Origin of the sequence: Oceanitalea stevensii, assembly GCF_014837105.1 — a bacterium.
Taxonomy (GTDB): Bacteria; Actinomycetota; Actinomycetes; order Actinomycetales; family Actinomycetaceae; genus Oceanitalea; species Oceanitalea stevensii.
On record NZ_JACSPO010000004.1, the window covers coordinates 39,449 to 62,571 of the forward strand.

At 75.2% G+C, this 23,123-nt stretch carries 18 protein-coding genes and 2 tRNA genes; 11 read left to right on the plus strand and 9 right to left on the minus strand.

The window, feature by feature from the left end:
- The 4 genes from H9624_RS09125 to H9624_RS09140 all read right to left on the minus strand — a co-directional run.
- A partial coding sequence (locus H9624_RS09125; protein ID WP_251839583.1) for a hypothetical protein occupies positions 1 to 444 on the minus strand: 444 nt, incomplete at its 3' end.
- A gap of 18 nt (positions 445 to 462) precedes the next feature.
- Positions 463 to 906: a hypothetical protein gene (locus H9624_RS09130; protein WP_251839584.1), complete on the minus strand. Its 444-nt coding sequence runs from the start codon at positions 904 to 906 to the stop codon at positions 463 to 465.
- On the minus strand, positions 903 to 2,390 hold the full coding sequence (locus tag H9624_RS09135) for an alpha/beta hydrolase family protein (RefSeq protein ID WP_251839585.1): 1,488 nt from the start codon (positions 2,388 to 2,390) through the stop codon (positions 903 to 905). The genes H9624_RS09130 and H9624_RS09135 overlap by 4 nt, the downstream gene beginning before the upstream one ends.
- Entirely contained in the window at positions 2,387 to 3,238 is an 852-nt protein-coding gene (locus H9624_RS09140) for a type 2 periplasmic-binding domain-containing protein (RefSeq protein ID WP_251839586.1), read from the minus strand. Before H9624_RS09140 ends, H9624_RS09135 begins: the two co-directional genes overlap by 4 nt.
- 388 nt (positions 3,239 to 3,626) lie before the next feature.
- Here H9624_RS09140 and H9624_RS09145 point away from each other — a divergent pair, with 388 nt between their 5' ends.
- Positions 3,627 to 4,883, plus strand: a complete 1,257-nt coding sequence (locus tag H9624_RS09145) for an O-succinylhomoserine sulfhydrylase (RefSeq protein ID WP_251839587.1) — start codon at positions 3,627 to 3,629, stop codon at positions 4,881 to 4,883.
- 344 nt (positions 4,884 to 5,227) lie between these two features.
- On the opposite strand, the gene H9624_RS09150 is transcribed toward H9624_RS09145, so the two are convergent.
- On the minus strand, positions 5,228 to 5,662 hold the full coding sequence (locus H9624_RS09150; protein WP_251839588.1) for a hypothetical protein: 435 nt from the start codon (positions 5,660 to 5,662) through the stop codon (positions 5,228 to 5,230).
- Positions 5,663 to 5,717: 55 nt separating this feature from the next.
- Between H9624_RS09150 and H9624_RS09155 the strand changes: the two genes are divergently transcribed.
- The 3 genes from H9624_RS09155 (at position 5,718) to H9624_RS09165 (ending at position 10,588) form a co-directional block, all read left to right on the plus strand.
- A tRNA-Arg gene (locus H9624_RS09155) sits at positions 5,718 to 5,790 on the plus strand.
- A gap of 224 nt (positions 5,791 to 6,014) precedes the next feature.
- Positions 6,015 to 10,322, plus strand: coding sequence for a PDDEXK-like endonuclease domain-containing protein (locus tag H9624_RS09160; protein WP_251839589.1), 4,308 nt, complete (start codon positions 6,015 to 6,017; stop codon positions 10,320 to 10,322).
- Between the two features lie 29 nt (positions 10,323 to 10,351).
- The gene (locus tag H9624_RS09165; protein WP_251839590.1) at positions 10,352 to 10,588 is read left to right on the plus strand and encodes a hypothetical protein; all 237 of its coding nucleotides are present in this window, start codon (positions 10,352 to 10,354) and stop codon (positions 10,586 to 10,588) included.
- A 4-nt stretch (positions 10,589 to 10,592) separates the two neighbouring features.
- Here the strand turns inward: H9624_RS09165 and mscL are convergent, their stop codons facing one another.
- On the minus strand, positions 10,593 to 10,994 hold the full coding sequence (gene mscL / locus H9624_RS09170) for a large conductance mechanosensitive channel protein MscL (RefSeq protein WP_251839591.1): 402 nt from the start codon (positions 10,992 to 10,994) through the stop codon (positions 10,593 to 10,595).
- 159 nt (positions 10,995 to 11,153) lie between these two features.
- On the minus strand, positions 11,154 to 11,816 hold the full coding sequence (locus H9624_RS09175; RefSeq protein WP_251839592.1) for an SAF domain-containing protein: 663 nt from the start codon (positions 11,814 to 11,816) through the stop codon (positions 11,154 to 11,156).
- 140 nt (positions 11,817 to 11,956) lie between these two features.
- Here H9624_RS09175 and H9624_RS09180 point away from each other — a divergent pair, with 140 nt between their 5' ends.
- Positions 11,957 to 14,560, plus strand: coding sequence for a penicillin acylase family protein (locus H9624_RS09180; protein ID WP_251839593.1), 2,604 nt, complete (start codon positions 11,957 to 11,959; stop codon positions 14,558 to 14,560).
- A 68-nt stretch (positions 14,561 to 14,628) separates the two neighbouring features.
- Here H9624_RS09180 and H9624_RS09185 read toward each other — a convergent pair whose 3' ends face one another.
- Positions 14,629 to 15,273, minus strand: a complete 645-nt coding sequence (locus tag H9624_RS09185; RefSeq protein WP_251839594.1) for a 5-formyltetrahydrofolate cyclo-ligase — start codon at positions 15,271 to 15,273, stop codon at positions 14,629 to 14,631.
- Positions 15,274 to 15,360: 87 nt separating this feature from the next.
- Between H9624_RS09185 and H9624_RS09190 the strand changes: the two genes are divergently transcribed.
- From H9624_RS09190 to H9624_RS09205, 4 genes are read left to right on the plus strand one after another with little or no spacing between them, the layout of a single operon-like run.
- Complete coding sequence (locus H9624_RS09190; protein WP_251839595.1) at positions 15,361 to 16,323, plus strand: UTP--glucose-1-phosphate uridylyltransferase; 963 nt, start codon at positions 15,361 to 15,363, stop codon at positions 16,321 to 16,323.
- Positions 16,320 to 17,534 carry a molybdopterin molybdotransferase MoeA gene (locus tag H9624_RS09195; protein ID WP_251839596.1) on the plus strand — a complete coding sequence of 405 codons (1,215 nt, stop codon included), beginning with the start codon at positions 16,320 to 16,322 and terminating at the stop codon, positions 17,532 to 17,534. Before H9624_RS09190 ends, H9624_RS09195 begins: the two co-directional genes overlap by 4 nt.
- Positions 17,534 to 18,145 carry a GNAT family N-acetyltransferase gene (locus H9624_RS09200; RefSeq protein ID WP_251839597.1) on the plus strand — a complete coding sequence of 204 codons (612 nt, stop codon included), beginning with the start codon at positions 17,534 to 17,536 and terminating at the stop codon, positions 18,143 to 18,145. Before H9624_RS09195 ends, H9624_RS09200 begins: the two co-directional genes overlap by 1 nt.
- Before the next feature lie 10 nt (positions 18,146 to 18,155).
- Positions 18,156 to 19,289 carry a hypothetical protein gene (locus H9624_RS09205; protein WP_251839598.1) on the plus strand — a complete coding sequence of 378 codons (1,134 nt, stop codon included), beginning with the start codon at positions 18,156 to 18,158 and terminating at the stop codon, positions 19,287 to 19,289.
- Between the two features lie 124 nt (positions 19,290 to 19,413).
- Here the strand turns inward: H9624_RS09205 and H9624_RS09210 are convergent, their stop codons facing one another.
- Positions 19,414 to 20,637 (minus strand): arginine deiminase, encoded by a 1,224-nt coding sequence (locus tag H9624_RS09210; protein WP_251839599.1) that lies wholly within the window; start codon positions 20,635 to 20,637, stop codon positions 19,414 to 19,416.
- Positions 20,638 to 20,785: 148 nt separating this feature from the next.
- On the opposite strand from H9624_RS09210, the gene H9624_RS09215 reads away from it, so the two are divergent.
- Positions 20,786 to 20,858 (plus strand) — tRNA-Ala (locus tag H9624_RS09215).
- A gap of 250 nt (positions 20,859 to 21,108) precedes the next feature.
- Positions 21,109 to 23,070 (plus strand): MFS transporter, encoded by a 1,962-nt coding sequence (locus H9624_RS09220; RefSeq protein ID WP_251839600.1) that lies wholly within the window; start codon positions 21,109 to 21,111, stop codon positions 23,068 to 23,070.
- Positions 23,071 to 23,123 lie beyond the last annotated feature (53 nt).

The following is a 23,123-nucleotide window of genomic DNA, read 5'->3' on the forward strand; positions in this document are numbered from 1 at the left end:
GGCGAGGGAGCCGGACCCGCCACCGATCGGGACGGCGGCGACGGCGGACGGGGGCGCGTCCGCGACGACGTCGAGCACGCGGCGGGCGTCCTCCGTCACCGCGTCGACGACGCCGTCCCACAGGTCGCCGAGGACCGAGCGGGCCTCCTCGGCGGCGGACAGGAGGAAGTCGCGCGCGGCCTCGATCGCGGCGAGGGTCTGCGCCGCGCCGTCGGCGTGCTCCCGCAGCGCCTGGGCGACGTCGTCGACGCGGTCCGCGCCGCGCGCCGTCGCCTCGGCGTGGTCGAGGAGTGCCGCCTGGTACTCCTGGGCGGCGGCGGAGCGCCAGCCGATCGTCTCGCGGAGGGCGACGAGGTCGGCGCCCAGCTCGCGTGCCTGCCCGGCGACGTCGTCCATCTGCCCGGCGAGCGCGCGCAGCTCCTCCGGTGCCTCAGCCAGTCCCACGGTGCTCCTTCCGGTCGGTCACGGTCGCCAGGCGGGGTCGGCGGCGGGCGGCCCGAAGCGCTCGTAGAGACCGGTGGGGCCGGCTGCCTGGTGGGTGAAGCCGAGGTCCCGGGCGTCGAGGACGACGCCGCCGGGCGCGGTGAGGACCGTGCTCACGTCGGTGGGCACGAAGGCCGCGGTGTCCCACCCCGCGTGGACGAGCCGGTCGAGGACGGCCAGCTGCTCCTCGGGGTCCGCGCTCGACGTCGCGGCGTCGATGACCACCTGCTGCCCCCACGTGGCGCCCGAGCGCACCCGGGCCTCCGCGGACGTCACGGTGTCGAGGGCGGCGAGCGCGGTGGTGAGCCGCTCGCTCTCGGCGGCGAGGTCGGGAGAGGCGGGCGCGGGCGTGGCGGTGCCGTCGGAGCAGGCGGGCACGAGAACCAGGAGCGCGAGCGCGCCGCACGCCAGCAGGCGCCTCACCGGTGCTCCTGGGTGACGTCGTACTGGAAGACCTGCGCCTCACCGTCGCGCACCTGGGCGAACTGCGTCTCCAGGCCCTGCAGTGCGAGGGCGAGGGCGGGGTCGTCGGCGGCCTGCGCGCTGACGAGCGCGGCGGTGTCGGCGTAGACACCGCCCCCGTGGGCGGAGATCGGCGAGCCGGCCGTGACGCCGTCGGCGCCGTCGACGTCCCGCGTGACGGTGGTCCAGCCCGGGCTGCCGGGGTTGGGGCTGCCGTCGAGGCGGGGGACCGGGTCCTGGGTGTGCTCGATGGACAGGACGGCGACGTCGTCGGGGACGTCCATGCCGGCCACCGGCGAGCCGCCGGTGACGACCTGCGTGACGTGCAGGCCGTTGCCCGGGTCGGCGGCGAGCGCGGCGGCGACGATCCCGCCCTGGCTGTGCCCCGCGAGCGTCACCGGCTGGGACTGCAGCTCGCTGAGCGGGACGCCCTGCTGGGCGGCGACCTCGCTCATCGACTGGTGCACCGCCTCGAGCACGGCCGCCTCCATCGCGGTGTCGTGGCCCGCCATGAGGTGAAGGTTCGTCGCGAGGTTGGAGGGGTTGCTGCCGGACTCCGGCGCCCAGTCCTGGGTGCCGGGGATCTCGACGATCCAGCTGTGGCCGCCCGCGCCGTCGGGCACGGCGGTGACCCGCACCTCCGAGGCGTCGCCGTCACCGAGCCGGCCGATGTTGCCGAAGAGCGCGGCGAGGCTGTCGGCGGCGGTGCCGTCCGGCGCAGGGTCCGGCGTCACGGTGGGCGTGCCGTCCGCGAGGAGGCCCAGGAGGCCGCCGGCGCCGATGACGCCCGCCAGCACCTGCTCGTAGCTCAGCGGAACCGGCGGGAAGGTCCACGGGGTGATCGCGCTGAGGACGAGGGGCACCTCGGTGCCGAGGACCCACGGCACCCCGGCGACGATCGAGTCGGTGACCCACGGCTCGTCGTAGAGCCCGCCGAGCACGGTGTCGAGCGGGTCCTGCCCGACCTCCTCGACCCACGCGGCGAAGGCGTCCGGCGTGAGGGCGTCGGCCACGTCCGCCGGCAGCGCGTCGAGGAGGAGCGAGGACAGTGCGATCCCGCCGGCCGCGAGGAGCCCCGCGTTGAGGACGACGACGCCCGTCACGCCCCGCCCCGCCTCGGCCAGCCGCGCGAGGGCGGCGTCGGTCTCCTCGTACACGGTGGCCGAGCCGCGCAGGAAGACGGCGGCGGCCTCGTACTCGAGGGCGACCCACGCCAGCCCCTCCGGCGGCAGCTGGGCCTGGGCCACCTCGGCGAGCACCCGGCCTCCCGTCATCGGGGAGAGCACCTGGGAGGACAGGACCGCCTCGTGGGTGGCGACCGCGGCCACCCGCAGCGCGAGCTCGCGGGCGGCGTCGCCCTTGGCGTCGAGGACGTCGGCGGTGGCCCGCATGTCCTCCACGCGCGCGAGGACGCCCACCGCACCACCGGTGACCGTGAGGGTCACAGCACCTCCTCGGCGTTGAGGAGGCCGGTCAGCGCGGTGAGCAGGCCGTTGCGGACGCGCATGAGGTCGGTGCGGCGCAGGGTGACGCCGTGCGTCGTCGCGTCGACGAGCTCGACGACGTCCGCCTCCGTCCACAGCCACACGCCGTGGAAGGCCAGGGCGCCGTCGTCGTGCCGGCGGGCCGCGCTGACGCAGGCCCCTCCGGTGAGGTCGGTGGAGACGGCGCCGAGCACGGACAGGGCCGAGGCGGGAAGGCCCGACAGGTGGAGCGCGACGTCCTCCCGCCCCAGCCGCAGCGCCTGGGCGATGGCGGCCGACTCGGGCCAGCCGACGCGCACGGGGGAGCGGTCGGCGGGCCGGCCGCCCACGTGGTGGGGCAGCGCCCGCATCACCTGCGCCAGCAGCCCCCCGGCCGCGGACAGGGAGATCTCGACGACGGGCTCCTGCTCGAGCACCGTCTCCCCTCCCGGCGAGCGCACCATGCGCCGGCGGCGGGCGAGGGCGGCGGTGCGCCCGGCGCTCCACGCGACGGCCTCATTGACGACGACGTCCCCGGACCAGGAGGAGACGTCGACGCGGACGTCGGACTCGAGCAGCATGAGCATGCCGAGCACGCACGACGGCGTGAGGCCGGTGACGTCGTCCCGCTCGGGCGTGTGGGTGGCCAGGCCGCGCAGCTGGAGGCTCGCCCAGGCACGTGCCCGCTCCACCGGCGTGAGCGGGTCGTCGGGGTCCAGGCCGAAGGCCTCGGGCGCGAAGCCCACGGGCGTCACCGCTCGGGGGACGCGGGAGAGGAGGGCGCGGCGCAGCACCGTCCACTCGGCGACGTCGAGGCGGAACTGGGCCACTCGGCTGCGGCTCTGGCGCCCCTGCTGAACTGTCTGCGCGGACATCGTGCCCCCCCGTTCTGCCGCCGGGTGACCACCGGCGCCTCACCGCTCATCCTCACGGGCCGTCAGGGCCGTGACCATGGGGAGAAGTGCCCATCGCGGGCGCCATCGGGAGGATCCGTCGGGCGCGCGGTCATGCGAAGGGGGGAGCCCAGGAGTCTCATCCCGGGGCGGCGTGGGCAGCCGGTCGTCCGGGTGCTGGGACGGGCGCCGGCGGTGGGGGCCAGGGCACCGGCGGCGTGGTTAGCATCGCCGGGAACCATCCAGAGCAGCCGAGAGACCTGGCTCGTCGACGCTGCAGCAACCCGGCCCACGGGTGCTCCCGCCAGGACGCGATGGAGGAACCATGACGACGTCGACCACCCGCCCCGCCTGTCCCGGCCCCGGCGGGTACCCCGACCCGGACCCCACGTGGGGCAGCGCGACCCGGGCCGTCCACGCCGGGCACGAGCGCACCGGCTTCCACGAGACCTCCGAGGCCCTCTTCCTCACCCAGGGCTTCGTCTACGCGGCCGCGGCCGACGCCGAGGCCGCCTTCGCGGGCGAGGCGGACCGCTTCACCTACAGCCGCTACGAGAACCCCACGGTGCGCACCTTCGAGGAGCGGCTGCGCGCGCTGGAGGGCGCGGAGGCCTGTGCCGCCACGGCCACGGGGATGTCGGCCGTCTTCTCGACGCTCGCGGCGCTCGTGCGCAGCGGCTCGCGGGTGGTCGTGGGCCGGGCCGTGTTCGGCTCGACGATCACCCTCCTCGAGGACATCCTCGCCGGCTGGGGCGTGGTCACCGACTACGTCGACGCCCACGACCTCGAGGACTGGCGCCGGGCGCTGGCCACGCCTGCCGACGTCGTGCTCTTCGAGACACCGTCCAACCCGATGCAGGACATCGTCGACGTCGCCGGCGTGAGCGCACTCGCCCACGCGGCGGGCGCCGTCGTCGTCGTCGACAACGTCTTCGCCACCCCGGTGCTGCAGCGCGTGCTGCCCCAGGGGGCCGACGTCGTCGTCTACTCGGCGACCAAGCACATCGACGGCCAGGGGCGCACGATGGGCGGCGCCGTCCTCGGCAGCCGTGAGTTCGTCGAGGGGCCGCTGCGGCTCGTGCTGCGGACCACGGGGCCCTCCCTCAGCCCCTTCAACGCGTGGGTGCTCCTCAAGGGCCTGGAGACGCTGCCGCTGCGGATGCGCGCCCAGAGCGACGCCGCCCTCGGGCTGGCGCGGTGGCTGGAGACGCTGCCGCGGGTGGGCCGGGTGCGTCACCCCTTCCTCGACTCCCACCCGCAGGCGGAGCTCGCCCGCGCGCAGATGAGCGGCGGGGGCAGCGTCGTCACCTTCGACGTCGCCGTCGGCGGACGGCCGGCGAGCCGCGAGGAGACCTTCGCGTTCCTCGACGCCCTGCGCCTCGTCCTCATCTCCAACAACCTCGGCGACGCGAAGTCGATGGTCACCCACCCCGCGACGACGACGCACCGGCGCCTCGGCCCCGACGGCCGCGCCCGCGTGGGCATCAGCGACGCGACCGTGCGGCTGTCCGTGGGCCTGGAGGAGCCGGCGGACCTGCGTACCGACATCGCCCAGGCGCTCGCCGCCGTCCCCGCCAGCTGACGCCCGCCGCGCCCGCCGCTGCGCTACCTGCTCGCACCCCGCTGCAGAAACTGCTTCCGGCTGCGGATATATCGACAGCGCGGAGCAGTTTCTGCCGCGGAGTGCGCGGGGGTGCGGGCGCCGGGTGCGGGCGCGCCGCTCCGCCGCCCGCCCGCTCGCACGCCGCTGCGCCGCCCGCTCGCACCCCGCTGCGCTACCTGCTCGCACCCCGCTGCTGAAACTGCTTCCGGCTGCGGATATATCGACAGCGCGGAGCAGTTTCTGCCGCGGAGTGCGCGGGGGTACGGGCGCCGGGTGCGGGTGCGGGTGCGGGCGAGGGGCGCCGGTGAGGGCTGGGGAGGGCGTCAGGTGCGCCGGCGGCGCTGGCGGCGGACGGACCGGTCGATGCGCCACAGCGCCAGGGTCGTCATCGCCTCGAGCGAGGGGCGCAGCAGCGCGGCCGTCAGCCGGCGTGGGAGCGGGCCGCGCAGGTGGACGCCGTCCTCGACCCAGTCGACGACGGCGCGCGCGGGGCCGTCGGGCCGCACCGTGATGACGACCTCACCGAGCAGCAGCGGCCCCGTCTTGACCAGGCGCAGCTCGTGGGGGGCGTCGGCGTGGGTGACGCGCATCCGGTCGACGAGCACGAGCGCGGAGCGGCCCACGACCTCGTCGCCCGCGCGCAGCGCCCGGGCCGGTGCGTCCACCCGGGTGAGCGGGATCCAGTGGCCGTGGTGACGGGCGGCCGTGACGACGGCGTAGGCCCACTCCTGCGGGAGGTCGAGTGTGCGGCTGGCCATGCGCCCGAGCCTATGTGCGTCCGGCCCGGCCCGCCGAGTACGCTGGGTCCGCCCCGCCTCCGTAGCTCAGGGGATAGAGCACCGCTCTCCTAAAGCGGGTGTCGGCAGTTCGAATCTGCCCGGAGGCACCGCTTCGCGGCCTGGCGTCGCGCCCGTGCGACTGTGAGGCAGATCACACAAAACTGTACGGAGGTTGGGTCTTGCGCTCCGACCAAAGGTGGACCAGGATACTGCTCATAGGGCGTGACGCCTGCCCCCCGTGTGCGTCACGCCCTATCTCTATTCCCCGGTGAATTCGCCCGCTCCGGCGGGTCGCACGGACCGGCGGCGTGGCGCTGGTTAGCGTGGGGTGATGACCCCCTCACCGCTCTTCGCCCGGCCTCCCGCGGGGCCCCGCCGCAGCGGCGGACCGGGTCCCGTCGGCGTCGTCGGCGGCCGCTCCGAGAGCGGCGAGCCCGACACCGCCACCAGTGCCCGCGATCGCACCGTCGAGGACGCCGCCCAGCAGTGGCGTGAGCGTCTCGTCGCGCTCAGCGGTGCCAGTGCCCTCTCGGACGTCGCCATGCTCGGTGAGGCCGTCATCGACCTCACGGCCGCGCACCCCTCCGGGATCGCCCAGCTCTACTCCGGCCGCGCCACCCGGCTGTCCAACCTCGTGCGTGAGGGCGGCGCGCTCGTCGCCGCCCGGCGCTCGGCGCGCACCGTCGTCGCCCGCACCGACGAGCTCGCCCAGCGCTACGGCGTGGCCCCCACCTACCTCGCCGCCGGCATCGCCACGTGGACCGAGGTGCCGTCCCCCGTGCCCGTCACCGGGGACGACGGCGAGGAGTCCGACGACGCCGCCGCGCACGACGCCGCCCCCGCGCCCGCCGAGCCGCGTACCGTCCGCGCGCCGGTGCTGCTGCGCCCCGTGCGCCTGACGCCGCGCGGCGGTCAGGTGGCGGACCTCGACCTCGAGCTCGAGCCGGCGGTGGACCTCAACACCGTCCTCGTGCGCGCTCTGCGCTCGCGCGGGGTGACCGCCGACCTCCACGCCATCGCCGCCGGCGCCCTCACCTCCGACGGCTTCTCCCCGCGCTCCACCCTCGGACGGATCTCCCTGCTCGGCGAGGAGCACCTGCCCGACTTCACCCTCGAGGAGCGGGTCCTCATCGGCCCCTTCGTCCACCCGGGCCAGGTGCTCGTCGAGGACCTCGAGGCCATGCACGACGACCTCGTCGGCCACGACGTCGTCGCCGCGCTCGCCGGCGACGAGGACGCGCGCGCCGCCCTCGACCGCGTCCTGCCCGAGCGGGCGGGCGCCGACCGCCAGCCCCAGGCCGAGCGCGGCGTCGGGGACCTCGACCCCGACCAGCAGCGGGTCATCGACGCCGTCAGCGCCGGCACCGACGTCTTCATCGACGCGCCCCCCGGGGCCGACGTGCCGGCGACCCTCGCCGCCGTCGTCGCCGACGCCGTCGCCTCGGGCCGACGGGTCCTCTACGTGCCCGGGACGCGGCGCGTGGGACGCGCGCTCGTCGAGGAGCTCGACCGCCTCGGTCTGCGCGAGCTCGTCCTGGACCTGTCCACCGACACCGGGTGGCGGGCCGGTGCGCCGCAGGAGCTGCGTGCGGGGCTCGCCGTCGAGGAGCCGCCCAGCGAGGTCGACACGGTCCGTGCCGTCCGCGCCGAGCTCGTCTCCGTGCGGGAGCGGCTCGCCGCCTACGTCACCGCCCTCCACACGTCGCGTCAGCCCTGGGGCTGCTCGGCGCACGCCGCGCTGCTCGCCCTCGCCGAGCTCACGGCCGCCCGTCCCGGGCCGCGCACCGAGGTGAGGCTCTCCGCCGACACCGTTCTCGATCTTGCCGGTGACCGCCGCGAGCACGCCCGCGAACGCCTCGTCCGCGCCGCGTCCCTGGGTGCCTTCGACCTGCGCCCGCACGACACCCCCTGGTACGGCGCCCGGCTCGAGAGTGCCGACGCCGCCCGCCGCGCCCTCGAGCGCACCCAGCGGCTCTCCGGCGCCGAGCTGCCCCGCGTCCTGGCCGACGCCGAGCGCACCACCACCGAGACCGGCCTCACCCAGGCCGGGACCCTGCGCGAGTGGCTCGAGCAGCTCGAGATGCTCGACGGCGTCCGCTCGGCCCTCGACGTCTTCGTCCCCCAGGTCTTCGAGCGCTCGGCCGCCGACATGGTCGTCGCCACCTCCACGCGCGCCTGGCGCAAGGAGCAGGGCGTCACGATGTCGTGGGGCACCCGGCGCCGGCTGCGCAAGCAGGCCAAGGACCTCCTGCGTCCCGGCCGTCCCGTGACCGACCTCCACGCCGAGCTCGTCCACGTCCAGGAGCAGCGCGAGGTGTGGCGCCGCCACTGCCCCACCGGCGGCTGGCCCCGGCTGCCCGAGGGGCTGTCGGAGATGACCCGCCACGCGCGCGCCGTCGAGACGGACGTCCTCGCCCTCCAGGACGTCGTCGGCGCGGGCGCGGGCAAGCCGGACCTCCTCGACCTTCCCCTCGCGGACCTCGCCGCGCTCATGACCGCCCTCGGCGGCGACGGCGAGGCCGTCCGCCTCATGCCCGAGCGCTCCGCGGTGCTCGCCGACCTCGAGAGCCTCGGCCTCGGCGAGCTCGTCGCCGACCTCACCGAGCGCCGTGTCGTCGCCGCCCTCGCCGGCGCGGAGCTCGACCTCGCCTGGTGGACCTCCGTCCTCGAGGAGATCCTGCGCACCGACCCCGCGCTCGCCGGCTACGACGGCCCCGGCCTCGTCGCCCTGGCCGAGCGCTTCCGCGAGCTCGACGCCGCCCACGTGCGCACCCTGCCCGGCCCGGTCCGCCGCGCCGTCGTCCGCCGGCTGCGGGCCCTGGTCCGCGACCGCCGCGACGAGGCCGCGCAGCTCGAGGCCGAGCTGGGCACCGGCGTGGACCTGCGGCGCACCTACGCCCGGCACCCCGAGCTCCTCGGCGCGATCCGGCCCGGCTGGGTGGTGCCGCCGGTGCTCGTGCCCCAGCTCCTGCCGCCCGCGCGCTGCGTCGACCTCGTCATCCTCGACGGCGTCCACCACCTGCCGACCGAGCAGGCCGTCGGCGCGATCACCCGCGGCAGCCAGGTCGTGCTCGTCGGGGACTCCCGCCGCGGCGGCGACGGGCTCGTCTCCGAGCTCGCGCCGCTCCTGCCGGTGCTCACCCTGCCCACCGACCGCGCCGAGCGCGAGGAGTCGATCGCGGCCTTCCTCGCCTCCCACGGCTACGAGGACGTCATCCAGCCCGTGCCGGACCCGCCGTCGCCGGGCCGTATCACCCTCGAGCTCGTCGAGGGCTTCGGGATGCCGGCCCCCGGTGCCGACGCCGTCGAGAGCGTCCAGGCGGAGGTGGACCGCGTCGTCGACCTCGTCATCGAGCACGCCCTGACGACGCCGGACCAGTCGCTCGCCGTCGTCGCCCTCAACGCCCGGCACGCCGACCGGGTGCGTGAGGCCGTCATCTCCGCCGTCTCCGGGTCCTCGGCCGTGGCCCGCTTCTTCGCCGCGGACCGCGAGGAGCCCTTCGTCGTCGTGGACGCGGACGGTGCCGGCGGCCTGCGGCGCGACACGGTCGTCCTCACCCTCGGCTACGCCAAGACCCCGCACGGCCGGGTGCTCCACAGCTTCGGCGCCGTCAGCGGCCCGGACGGCAAGGCCTGCCTCATCGACGCGCTCGACGCCGTCCGGGAGCGGCTCGTCGTCGTCTCCTGCATCGGCCCGGGCGAGATCGACCGCAGCCGGCTCCACACGCCCGGCCCGCTCCTCCTCGCCGACCTCGTCGACTGGGCCGCCGACCCGCAGCCCGCGCAGGACGTCGACGCCGTGGGCGCGGCACCCGACCCGCTCCTCGTCGACCTCGCCGAGCGCCTGTGGCGCCTGGGCCTGACGGTCGTGCCGCAGTACGGCGTCGAGGGCGGGGTGCGGATCCCGCTGGCGATCGGGCACCCAGACCTGCCCGGTGAGCTGCTCGTGGCCGTCCTCACCGACGACGCCGCGTACGTCGCCGAGCCCAACCTGCGCCGCCGCGAGCGGCACTGGGTGCAGCGGCTCGCCTCCCGCGGCTGGCGGGTGCACATGGCCTTCTCCACCGCCGTCTTCACCGACCCGCAGCGGGAGGCCGAGGCGATCGTCGCGCTCGCCCTGGACGTCGTCGACTCCCGCCGCCGGGCGGCCGACCCGGTGCGGCCGCCGGCCGCGGCGCTGCCGCTCGAGGTGACGGACACGGACGAGGACGCCGCGCCGCAGGAGCCGGCCGCCGAGGCGGCCGAGCCGAGCGCCGGCACGCCGGAGGCCGCCGGGGCGCCCGTGGCCGAGGTGCCCACTGCGGCGGATGCCCCCGCGGTGCCTGGTGAGTCCGCGGACACCGAGCCGGCAGATGCCGAGCCGACGGCCGAGCCGGCGGATGCCGAGCAGGTGCTCGAGCCCGCGCCGGTCGCGCCCGCGCCCGCCGAGCGCGGCCCGCGCCCGCCGGTGACGCCGGGCCTGCCCGTCGGTGCCTACTCCGACGACGAGCTCGACGACCTCGCCGCGTGGATCGACGCCGACGGCACCGAGCGCGACGAGGACGCCCTCGTCGAGGCCCTGCGCGAGGAGCTCGGGATCACCCGCCGCGGGCTCGAGGTGGACGCGGTGCTGCGCACCGTGGCCGCTCGCCGCCGCTGATGGGGCGGCGCGGCGGGCACCGCCGGGTGGTGGCCCCACCCACGCGGCTGGGAGCGAGCGAGGAGGGCGCGCTCGTCCCGACCGAGCCGGCGCGCCGGCCCACGCCGCGGGAGCCGGAGGAGCAGCCGGCCGCCCCCCGGCCCCGCGCGGCGGAGCCGGTGCTCCCGAGCCGGGCCGCCGAGGACACCGACGCGGCCTGGGGCGAGCTGCCCGAGGGCTCCGACGACGCCCGCTACCTGCGGGACAAGCCGCCCCACTGGCAGTAGCCCGCTACGGGCGCGTGCCCTGCGCCTTGAGGAGGTCGCGGATCTCCTGGAGCAGGATGACGTCCTCGGCCGGTGCCTCGGGCTCCGGCTCCTGGCCCCGCTTGCGCCGCTCCTGGAAGGTGTTCATCGGCATGACGAACACGAAGTAGACGACGGCCGCGGTGATGAGGAAGACGACGACCGCGTTGACGATCGCGGAGAAGTTCACGAGCGTGTCCGGCCGCCCCGAGATGATCTCGAAGCCCCACCCCTCCACGTCCGCGCTGCCGACCGAGTTGACGATCGGCGTGATGATGCTCGACACCACGGTGTCGACGATGGCCGCGAAGGCCGACCCGATGACCACGGCGACGGCCAGGTCGATGACGTTGCCCCGGGTGATGAAGTCCCGAAATCCCTTGAGCACAGCGCGCTCCTCCCACTCCTGGTCCGGGACCGTCCCGGCCGGTCCGCACACTAGCCCCACGGCGTGTCCTCCACCTGGCGCCCCGCCGCGACGCACCTGGACGGCACGCCCAGGGGCGCGTCATCACGCTCACGGGAGTGGGCCACGGGCGGCCGGCCCCTACCCCGGGAGGACCACGCGCAGCGGCGCCCATGCGCTCGCCCCCACGACGTCCGGTGCCGCCCCGCGCGGGACGGCCACGAAGACGAGCGACGTCGGCGCCTCCCCGCCGAGGAGGCCCCCGCCGCCGTCCTCCTCGAGGGCCACGACGAGTGCGCCCGCGGCCACCACCTGCGCCCCGCCCTCGCTGGCCGCCGCGTCCGCCGACGCCGCGAGGAGGTCCACCCGGTCCCCGGGCCGCAGCGTCCGGGCCACCGCGGCGTCCGCGAGCCGCACGGGCACGACGACCTCGCCCGGGGCGGTGCCCGCCGCCAGCCCCGGACCCACGAGCACCTCCGTGGCCAGCGGGAACCCGGCCGGCAGGCCCACCGCCAGGCGCTGCCCGACCGCCTCCGCCGGGGCGCGCAGCGTCCGGGCCGCAACCACCTCCCGCGGCAGCCGCAGCGTGCGGACGTCCGTCTCGGCCAGTGGCGCGCCCGCCGGCACGTCCCGCGCCAGCACGACGACGGCCACCGTCGCAGGCGCCGGGGGCCGGACCTCCTGCACCACCACCCCCACCGCGGACACGAGGGCCACAGCCAGCAGGGCGTGCCGCCAGCGCCACAGCAGGCGGCGCGCACGCACCCGGCGGCGTCGGGACGGTGGCACCGGCGCGGAGGGCATGGGGCGACGGTAGGACCGGGCGGGGACCGGCCCGGGTCGCGTGGGCGCCGGCTGTGGACGGGGACGCCTCCCCGGTGACGGGGGAGAAGCCCCCGGCGCGGAACACCGCCGTCGTCGGAGGTTCCGGATACCCTCGGCAGGTGCGTGGCTCCCACCTTCTGCAGCGCCTGGCGATCGTCGTCGCGGCCGTCCTCGTCGTCATCCTCGTCGCGGGCGTGGCGCTCGCGACCGTCCTGGTGCGCCGACCGCTGCCCGACTACGGGGGTGAGACCACCCTGCGGATCCTCTCCTCGGAGGTCGAGGTCCTGCGCGACGAGCGGGGGGTGCCGCAGATCTACGCGGACACCGACACCGATCTCATGCGCGCCCAGGGCTACGTCCACGCGCAGGACCGCTTCTTCGAGATGGACTACCGGCGTCACGTCACCGCCGGCCGGGTGTCCGAGCTCGTCGGTGAGAACGAGAACGCGCTGGCCGCGGACCGGGTCATCCGGACCCTGGGCTGGCGCCGCGTCGCCGAGCAGGAGTGGGACCTCCTCAGCGAGGAGAGCCGGGCGCTGTTCGAGGCCTACGCCGAGGGCGTCAACGCCTACCTCGACTCGCGCGAGGCGAGCCAGCTCGGCGTCGAGTACACCGTCCTCGGCATCGTCACCGACCTCGGTGAGGTCGCCCCGTGGACCCCGATCGACTCCCTCGCCTGGCTCAAGGCGATGGCCTGGGACCTGGCCGCGAACAACGACCAGGAGCTGGGCCGCGCCACCGCGGTCCGTGCGCTCGGGGGCGACGTCGCCCGCGTCGCGCAGCTCTACCCCGCCTACCCGGAGACGCAGAACCTCCCGATCATCCCGCCGCCGGACGCGACCGAGCCCGAGGCGACGGTCGAGGACGCCTCCTGGCCCGCGCCCGCCGGCGCCGTCGACGCCATCGAGAGCGCCTACGCCGCCGTCCAGGCCACCCCGCGCCTCCTCGGCGACGGCGACGGCATCGGCTCGAACTCCTTCGTCGTGTCCGGCGAGCACACGGTCGGAGGCCAGCCGATCCTCGCCAACGACCCGCACCTGGGCATCAGCGCCCCCGGCGTCTGGCACCAGGTGGGCCTGCACTGCCGCGAGCTCACCACCCTGTGTACCTTCGACGTCGCCGGCTTCGACTTCGCCGGCATGCCCGGCGTCATCATCGGGCACAACGCCGAGCTCGCGTGGGGCCTGACGAACCTCGGTGCCGACGTCGTCGACTTCTTCCTCGAGCGCGTGTACGACGACGGCACCTACCTCCGTGGTGGGGAGCGCGTCCCGCTCACCCGGCGCACCGAGACCATCGCCGTCAACGGGGGCACCGACGACTCCCTCACCGTCGCGTCCACGGCGCACGGGCCGATCGTCTCCGGGGTCCTTCCCGAGACCGCCGCCGCGAACAGCTCCCCGGTGCCCGACGGCTCACCGTCCCCCGGCTTCGGCGGCTACGCCGTCGCGATGTCGTGGACGGCGCTGACCCCGGGCCGCACCGGTGACGCGATCTTCGCGCTCAACCGTGCCGCGACCGCCGAGGACGTCGCCGCGGCGGCCGCGCTCTTCGAGGTGCCGGCGCAGAACATCGTCTTCGCCACGACCGACGGCGACATCGGCTACCAGGCCCCCGGCCGCATCCCGGTGCGCCAGGACGTCTCCGACGGCCCGGTCCCCTCCGACGGCAGCTGGCCGCGCCCCGGCTGGGACGGGCGCTACGACTGGGCGGGCTACGTCCCCGCCGCGGACATGCCGCGCGCCCTCAACCCCGAGGAGGGCTTCATCGTCGCGGCCAACCAGGCCGTGCTGCCCGCCGGCCAGGGCCCCTTCCTCACCGGTGACTGGGACTACGGCTTCCGCTCCCAGCGGCTGCGTGAGCGCCTCACCGAGAACATCGAGCGAGGCGTCAACATCGACGCGTCCCTGGCGAACGAGCTGATGAACGACGAGGCCAACCCGTACGCGGAGGCCCTCGTCCCCGCTCTGCTCGACGTCACGGTGACCGACGGCTTCGTCCGGGAGGCCGTCGACCTCCTCGCCGAGTGGGAGGAGGAGGGCTACCAGCAGGACGGCGACTCCGCCGCGGCTGCCTACTTCGCGGCGGTGTGGGCCAACCTCCTCGACCTCACCTTCGCCGACGACCTGCCCGCCACGCTCGCGCCGGACGGCGGCAGCCGCTGGCTCGTCGTCGTCGACCGCCTCCTCGAGGACCCGACGAGCGCGTGGTGGGACGACCGGCGCACCATCAACCTCGTCGAGAGCCGCGACGAGATCCTCCTGCAGGCGCTCGTCTCCGCGCGCAACGAGCTCACCCAGACGCTCGGCAAGGACCCCGGGGACTGGCGGTGGTCCCAGCTCCACGTCGCCGCACCCCAGCACCCCGTCCTCGGTGAGGGCGTGCCGGCGGTGGTCTCGTGGTTCGCCAACCCCCGGCCCGTGGGTGTGGGCGGCGGCTCGAGCATCGTCAACGCCACCGGCTGGGACGCGAGCGCGGAGGTCGAGGGCCGCCGCGACTACGGCGTCACGAGCGTCCCGTCGATGCGGATGGCCGTGGACCTCGCCAACTTCGACCGGTCCCTGTGGGTGAACTTCACCGGCGTCTCCGGCCACCCGGCCGACGACCACTACGACGACCAGCTCGGCGCGTGGGCGGCGGGGGAGACCTTCCCCTGGCCCTTCAGCCGGACAGCCGTCGAGGACGCGGCGACGAGCACCCGCACCCTGCGCCACCCCGGCTGACCGGCCGGACGTCCGGCGCCTCCCGGCGCCCTCCGTCCGTCCGGCGACGGGTGGGGACCCGCGCCGGGTCAGGAGGGGCCGTGGGCGAAGGGGGAGCCGCCGATGAGGAACCAGCGCTCCTCGGTGATGACGGCGTCCACCGGGATGTCGTGCTCGGCGCGCGGCAGCGGGGCGCCGGTGATGAGCTCGGCCTCGTGGACCATCGCGAGCACCGGCGCGTCGGGCGCACGGTGGAGCAGCGCACGGTCGTACCAGCCGCCACCCTGCCCGAGGCGGATGCCGCTGGCGTCGACCGCGAGGGCCGGGGCGATGACGACCTCCGCCTCGGCGAGCGCCTCTGGCGGGAACACCTCACCGGCCGGCTCGAGGGGCCGGCCAGGGGCGCGCTGGGCGAGCTCCTCGCGGCTCGTGTACTCGCCCCAGCAGCGGGCCAGCCCCGGGCCGAGCACCGGCAGGAGGAGACGCACCCCGCGCTCGTGGAGGGCGTCGATGAGCATGCTCGTGTCCGGCTCGGTCGACGCGGAGACGTAGGCGGCGACGCAGCGGGCATCACCCACCGCCTGCACGCCGTGCTCGGCGAAGCTCGCGGCGGCCTCCTCGCGCTGCCGCTGCGAGCGGGCGGCGCGGGACGAGCGGACGGTCGCGCGCAGGGCGCTCTTGGCGTCCTCCAGCTCCAGTCCGGTCGTTTCGGGGAAGCGGATCGCCGTCGACATGTGGCTAGTGTTCCACGACCGGGCTGCCGTGTGGCGGTGCCGCGCCTCCCTCCGGCGGACCTCGCCGGCGCTCGGTAGCCTTCGGGCATGACAGAGCAGAGCGTCACCCCGGTTCGTAAGGCCGTCGTCCCGGTTGCCGGGCTCGGCACCCGTTTCGTGCCCGCCACCAAGGCCGTGGCCAAGGAGATGCTGCCGGTGGTGGACCGGCCGGCGATCCAGTACGTCGTGGAGGAGGTGGCGGCCGCCGGCATCGAGGACGTCCTGCTCGTCACCGCCCGGGGCAAGTCCGCGATCGAGGACCACTTCGACCGCAACGTCGAGCTCGAGGCGGCCCTGGAGGCCAAGGGCGACGAGGGCCGGCTCGCCGAGGTCCGCCGGCCCACGGCGCTCGCGGACATCCACGCCGTCCGCCAGGGCACGCCCAAGGGCCTGGGCCACGCCGTGCTGTGCGGCCGCGAGCACGTGGGCGACGAGCCCTTCGCGGTGCTCCTCGGTGACGACCTCATCGACGCCCGCGACCCGATCCTGCCGACGATGATCGACGTCCAGCAGCGCCTGGGCGGTTCCGTCATCGCGCTGCTCGAGGTCGAGCCCTCGCAGATCAACCTCTACGGCGCCGCCGCCGTCGAGCCCGTCTCCCTCGCCGGCATCCCCGACGGCGACGTCGTCACCGTCACCGAGCTCGTCGAGAAGCCCCCCGTCGAGGAGGCGCCCTCGAACCTCGCCGTCATCGGCCGCTACGTCCTGTCCCCGGCGGTCTTCGACGTCCTCGAGCGGACCGAGCCGGGCCGCGGCAACGAGATCCAGCTGACCGACGCCCTGCAGACCCTCGCCCGGATGCCCGCGAGCGAGGGCGGCGGCGTCCACGGCGTCGTCTTCCGCGGCCGCCGCTACGACACCGGGGACAAGCTCGACTACCTCAAGGCCGTCGTCCAGCTCGCCGTCGACCGCGAGGACCTCGGCCCGGACTTCTCCGCCTGGCTCGAGCAGTTCGTCGCGGGCCGGCACGTCGAGCTCAGCTCCGACCCCGCCGCGAGCCACCCCCGGTGAGGAGCGTCCAGGAGCACCTCGCGGCCTGCCTCGCGGCGGTCGGCCCACAGCCGCCGCTCGAGGTGGTCCTCGCCGACGCCGTCGGGTGCGTGCTCGCCGAGGACGTCCTCGCGCCGCGCGACCTGCCCCTCGCGGACGTCGCGTCCCTGGACGGCTACGCCCTGCGAGCCGGGGACGTCGCCGCTGCTGCGCCGTCGTCGCCGGTGACCCTGCGGGTGCTCGACGAGATCCGTGCGGGCAGCGTCGAGCGCACCCGCCTGCCCGCCGGTGCCTGCGTGCGCATCGCCTCGGGTGCGCCGCTGCCGGTCGAGGCCGACGCCGTCGTGCCGGTCGAGCAGACCGACCGCGGCGCCGCGAAGGTCGAGGTCCGCACGGCCGCGGCCGCCGGCGAGAATGTCAACCGGCGTGCCCAGGACGTCCGCGCCGGTGAGGTCGTCCTGCCCGCGGGGGAGCGGGTGGGCGCCCGGCAGGTCGCGCTCCTGTCCGCCGTCGGGCGCGGCCGCGTGACGGTGCACCCGCGACCGCGGGTCGTCGTCATCTCGGTCGGTGACGAGCTCGTCGAGCCGGGCCAGTCGGCCGCCGCCGGGCAGGTCTACGACGCGAACGGGCACGCCCTGGCCGCCGCGCTGCAGGACGCCGGCGCCGCCACCTACCGGGTGGCCGCCGTCCCGGACCAGCGCGGGCCGCTGCGCGAGACCCTCGAGGACCAGCTCGTGCGCGCCGACCTCGTCGTCACGACGGGCGGGCTGAGCCACGGCTCCAACGACACCGTCAAGGAGGTGCTCGCCCCGCTCGGGACGGTGCGCTTCGACAACGTCGCCATGTGGCCCGGGCGCCAGCTCGGCCTGGGACACATCGGCGAGGGCACCCCGATCTTCGCGCTGCCGGGTGACCCGGTCGCCGCGCAGGTCGCCTACGAGGTGTTCCTGCGCCCCGCCGTCCTGTCGATGGCGGGCTACACCGAGCTGTACCGCCCCACGGTGACGGCGACGGCGACCACCGGCTGGTACTCCCCGTCCGGACGGCGCGAGTTCGTCCGGGTCACGCTCGCCGGCTCGCCGCGCGAGGGCTACCGCGCCACGCCCGTCGGCTCCCCGAGCATGCTCCTCCTCAGCGCCCTGGCCCGTGCCAACGCGCTGGCCGTCGTGCCCGAGGACCTCACCGACGTCACCGAGGGCACCGCGCTCTCCTGCCTGCTGCTGGACGCCTGATGCTCGAGCACGAGGGCGTCCGGCTGCGTCTCCTGCGGTACGGGGACCGCGCCGCGTGGGAGCGCGTGCGCCGCCAGAACGTCGAGTGGCTGCGCCCGTGGGAGGCGACCAGCCCGGTGCCGGCACCGCCCGTGGGCTTCCGGGACTACGTCGCCCAGAGCCGCCGCCAGGGCAGACGCGGGGAGGCCCTCACCTTCGTCATCGAGGCCGACGGCGAGCTCGTGGGCCAGCTGTCGGTGTCCTCGATCATCCTCGGGGCGCTGCGCGGGGCCTCCATCGGCTACTGGGTGAGCCAGGACGTCGCCGGGCGCGGGATCACCCCGACAGCCGTCGCGATCGCCGTGGACTACTGCTTCACCGTGCTGCGGCTGCACCGCATCGAGATCAACATCCGGCCCGAGAACACGGCGAGCCTGCGGGTGGTGGAGAAGCTCGGCTTCCGTGACGAGGGGATGCGCGAGCGCTACCTCCACATCGACGGCGACTGGCGCGACCACCGCACCTTCGCGCTCGTCGCGGAGGACGTGCCCGAGGGCCTGCTGGAGCGGTGGACCCGCACCCGCGGGAGACACGCCGCCGACGATCCCGACGGTGGTGCGCCGCCCGGATAGTTTCGTGCCTGTGGATGTTCAGGGGTGGGTGGTCGTCGGACTGGCCCTCATCCTGTTCGGGTACCTGGTCCCTCACCTCGTGCAGAGCCGTCACCAGCTGGCGGAGGCACGGGTGGAGGACCGCTTCTCCGGCACGCTGCGCGTGGTGACCACCGGGGCGACGGCGAGGCGGTCGTCGCCCGGGGAGCACCACGGCACGCTGGAGAGCAGGCCGTACCTCCACGATCCACGACGACGAACGGAGGCACCCGCCGTGAACAGGCCCACCACCCCCAGCGAGCGGGCCGCCGCCGAGGCGCGGCGACTGGCTCAGCTGCGCGCGGCGCGCGCCGCCGAGATCAGCCGGCGCAAGGCCGCGGCCAGGCGCCGGCTCGTGCTCACCGTCGTGCTGCTCCTCGCGAGCGTCGGCGGCTGGCTCGGCTTCAGCCTCGGGAGCCTCCCGGTCGCGCTCGGTGTGGTGCCCACGGTCCTGCTCGCCGGTGTCCTCGTCCTCGGCCGCCGCGCCGCGAAGGTCGCCGCCCGGCGCAACGCCGCCGACCGCGCCGCCATGGCCCGGCTCGAGGTGCGCCCCGCCCCGCGCACGCGTACCGCCCCTTCCGCCCGTCCGGCCGTGACGGCGGCGGCACGGACCTCCCCGCCCGCCACGGGTGGTGCGTCCGCCGCGCGTGAGGAGGCCACGGCCGAGCCCGCAGCCACCGCCGAGCCGGCCGCCACTGCCGAGGCCGCCGAGGGTGCGGCCTCCGCCGAGGCGACCGGGCCCGCCGAGACGTCGCCAGCGGCGGACGAGACGGCGGCCCGCGCCGCCGTCGTCATCGGCAGCGAGGCGGCCGACGGTCCGCGGGCCGAGCAGCCCGCGACGCGCAGCTGGACCCCGGTCCAGGTGCCGGTTCCCACCTACACGCTCAAGGCCTCCGCCCCGCGCCGGGACATCGCCCCGTACGAGGCGCCCGAGCCGGAGGTCGCGCAGGCGCCCGCCGAGCCCGTTGCACCCGCCGAGCCGGTCGTCGTCTCCGGGCTCGCCGGCTCGCCCTACGCGCCCGTCGCCGACCCGGAGCCCGAGGCTGCCCCCGCGGCCGAGGCTGTGCCCGCGCGCGGCCTGGACCTCGACTCCGTCCTCGCCCGCCGCCGCGCCGTCGGCGCCTGACCCGCCGCTCCACCCCCGCCGCACCACCGGCCTCTGCCTGGGACGCACCTCCCGTCGTCTGGGAGCACCTCCGGTCACCTCCGGGAGTACCGGAGGTGCGTCCCAGAGGTGGCAGGGGACGAGGTCAGATGCCGTCGCGGATGGTCGGGCAGCTCATGCACCTCGGCCCGCCGCGGCCGCGGCCCAGCTCGGAGCCGGGCACCTCGATGACCTCGACGCCGTGGGAGCGCAGGTAGGCGTTGGTCGTCGTGTTGCGCTCGTAGGCGACGACGACGCCGGGCTCGAGCGCCAGGACGTTGCACGCGTCGTCCCACTGCTCGCGCTCGGCGCTGAGGGAGTCCTGCGCCGGGGTGAGGATGCGCAGGGAGCCCACGCCCAGCGCCTGGGCGATCGACGCGTGCATCTCCTCGGGCGGGTGGTCGGTGACGACGAGCTCGCCGTCGGCGTCCCCGGGGGTGATCCGGTAGGACGGCAGCGCGCCGAGTCCGGCGTACTCGACGAAGGTGTGGTCGTCGACCATCGTCATCACGGTGTCCAGGTGCATGAAGGCCCGCTCGTGCGGCAGCGCCAGGGCGACCACCTGCGTCGCCGAGCCCGTCTCGAAGAGCCGCTGGGCCACCCGCTCCACCCCCTGGGGTGTGGTCCGCTCGCTCATCCCGACGAGCACCGCCCCGCGGCCCAGGACGAGGACGTCCCCGCCCTCGACGTTGATGCCGGTGCGCCCGCCGGCCCCGCTCCACAGGTGGAAGCCCACGCCGGCGAAGTCCGGGTGGAAGCGGTAGACCGCCTGGTAGTGCAGGGACTCGCGTATCCGGGAGCGCTTGCGCATGTTGCTCACGCCCACGCCGTCGTACACCCACGCGGACGCATCGCGCGTGTAGAGGTGGTTGGGCAGCGGAGGGACGACGAACTCGTCTGATCCCAGGACGTGCAGCGCGACCGAGCGCGGCTCGTCGATCCGCTCGAGCAGCTCACGCTTGGTGAGGCCGCCGACGAGGAGCGTGGTGAGCTCGCCGTCGTCGAGGGTGTTGACCATGTCGAGGACGGGCGCGACGCCGGCGGTGCCGAGGAGAGCGGGACCGAAGGTCTGCTCGACGATGAGGGACCGTGCCGCCGGGACGGCGAGGGTCTCCCGGAGCAGGTCGGTGAAGTAGCGGACCGACACCCCCTGGTCGCGCAGCGCCCGGGCGAAGGCGTCGTGCTCCTCCTCCGCGCGCTCCACCCACAGGACGTCGTCGAAGAGCAGCTCCTCCCGGTTCTGCGGGGTGAGACGGCGCATCTCGACCCCGGGCCGGTGGAGGATCACCTCGTGCAGGCGTCCGACCTCGGAGTCCACGTGGTAGGTCATGGCGTCCTCGTCGTCGGGGTCAGGGACGCCCCTCAACGTACTGCGCGGGGCGTCGCCCGGCCCGCCGATCCTGTGACCCACGTCAACGCCGGGCCGGGTTCACTCCCTCCCGACGGCGGTGCTAAAGTTGGCGGTGCTCGCAGAGCATGGGGCTATGGCGCAGTTGGTAGCGCGTCTCGTTCGCAATGAGAAGGTCGGGGGTTCGAATCCCCCTAGCTCCACCCGGTGAAGGCCGCTGAACCGCACGAGAGTGCGGGTCGGCGGCCTTCTGCGTTCCCGGGTGGCAGGCTGACGGTGACGAGGACCTCGCTCCCGGCCCCAGGCGCCGACGGACCTTCGTCCCGTACCCTCGTCACTGGCTCACGAGCCGCAACGACGCATCGATGACACGACACGCGAGGTGCCCTCCGGGGACCTCTGACACGGCACGGTCGACCGCGTGTCCCCGTCATCACCGTCAGGAGCACCATCTTGTCCTCCCCCCGCGCCCAGCAGGGCACCTCGCGCGCCGCCATCGGCATGATCGCCGTCGCCGCCGCGGCGGCCTTCCTCGCGACCTTCAACGAGACCTTCCTCAACGTCGCCCTCACCCCGATCATGCTCGACTTCGGGGTGGACGTCTCCGTCGTGCAGTGGCTGGCCACGGGCTACCTGCTGGTCGCCGCCGTCTTCGTCCCCGTCGCCAACGTCCTGTACCACCGCTTCCCGACCCGGGGACTGTTCGTCGCTGCCGTGGCGCTCCTCGTGGTGGGCTCCGTGGTCGGCGCCCTCGCGCCGAGCTTCGGTGTCCTGCTCACCGGCCGTCTGCTGCAGGCGGCGGGGACCGGTCTCCTCACGCCGATCGGCATGAACATCACCCTGGCCGTGGCCCCGCGCGAGAAGCTCGGCCTGGCCATGGGCGTCATGGCGGCGATGACGACGCTCGGTCCGTCGCTGGCGATCGTCGTGTCCGGCGCCCTGCTCTCCGCTGTCCCGTGGACCGCCCTCCTGTGGGTCTTCGGGGCGCTGTCCCTCCTCGTGCTGCTCACCGGCGCGGTGCTGCTGCGCAACGTCGCCGAGCTCGGCCGCCCCGTGCTCGACGTGCTGTCCTTCGTGCTCGTCGCCGTCGGCCTCGTCGGCCTCCTCTACGGCATCTCCACCGCGTTCAGCGGCTCAGCACTCACGGCCGGGGTCGCCGCGGTCATCGGTGTCCTCGCGCTCGTGGCGTTCGTCGTGCGTCAGAACCGGGTCGAGCACCCGCTGCTCGACCTGAGGCCCTTCCGCAGCACGCCTTTCGTCCTCGGCGTCTCGATGACGATGCTCGGCCTGTTCTTCGTGTTCGCCATGAACGTGGTCATCCCGATCTTCCTCCAGTCGGTCAGGGGGCAGGACCCGCTGGGCGCCTCCCTCGCGCTGGCTCCCGGCATCCTCCTGACCGTCGTCCTCGGCCCGATCGTGGGGCGGCTGTTCGACCGCCACGGCGGGCGCCTGATGATCCCTGCCGGCTTCGCGATCATGGCCGTCTTCGCCTCGCTGGTGGGCGTGGCCGCCGGCCAGGACTCGGTGCTGCTCTTCGCCGCGCTGTACGTGCCGGCCGTGCTCGCGACCGCGCTGGTCATCGGACCGTCGCAGACCTTCGCGCTGTCCAGCCTCGACCGCGAGAGCAGCCCCCACGGCGTCACCGTGGTCGCCACGAGCTTCCAGGTCGCCGGCTGCCTGGGCACCTCCCTCGCCATCGGTGTGTTCAACGCGCTGACGACGCGCGGCGTCGAGGGCGGTACGGAGCTGCTCGACGCCTCGGTCGTGGGCTTCCGCGGGGCCGCCGGCCTGGTCGCCCTCGTCTCGGTCCTGGGCATCGTCCTCGCCCTCGCCGCAGGCAGGGCAGCGCGTGCCGCCCGCACGCTCCGGGCTGCCGAGGAGACCACCGGCCAGGCGCGCACCGTCGTCGACCTCATGAAGACCGACGTCTACGCGCTGAGCACCGAGCAGAACGTGCTCGAGGCCCTGCAGATGTTCACCGAGCGCGGCATCTCCGGCGCGCCGGTGCTCCACACCGACGGCTCGCTGGCCGGGTTCCTCTCCGACGGCGACGTCATGCGCTACCTCTCGGCCGAGCACCCGAGCTCGACGACCATCTACTCCTTCGCGACCGGTGAGTCCGCCGACCTCGAGGACGCCCTGGCGGACCTCGTGTCCCTGCCTGTCGTGCGCCTGGCCACGCCGGACGTCGTCACGGTGGACGAGACCGCCTCGGTCGCCGACGCCGTCGCCGTCCTGTCCGACAAGCACCTCAAGAAGGTGCCGGTCGTGCGCGGCGAGCACGGAGAGGTCGTCGGCATCGTCAGCCGCTCCGCGGTCAACCGCCTGGCGATCTCGTCCTACCTCGCCTCCCGCGAGGGACTCGCGGCCGGCGACGGGACCGGCGCCACGGAGCGCGAACCGCAGCTCGTCTGACGGCGTCCCGGACGGGGGGGGGGCCGCCCCCCGCCCCCCCCCCCCCGGGGGGG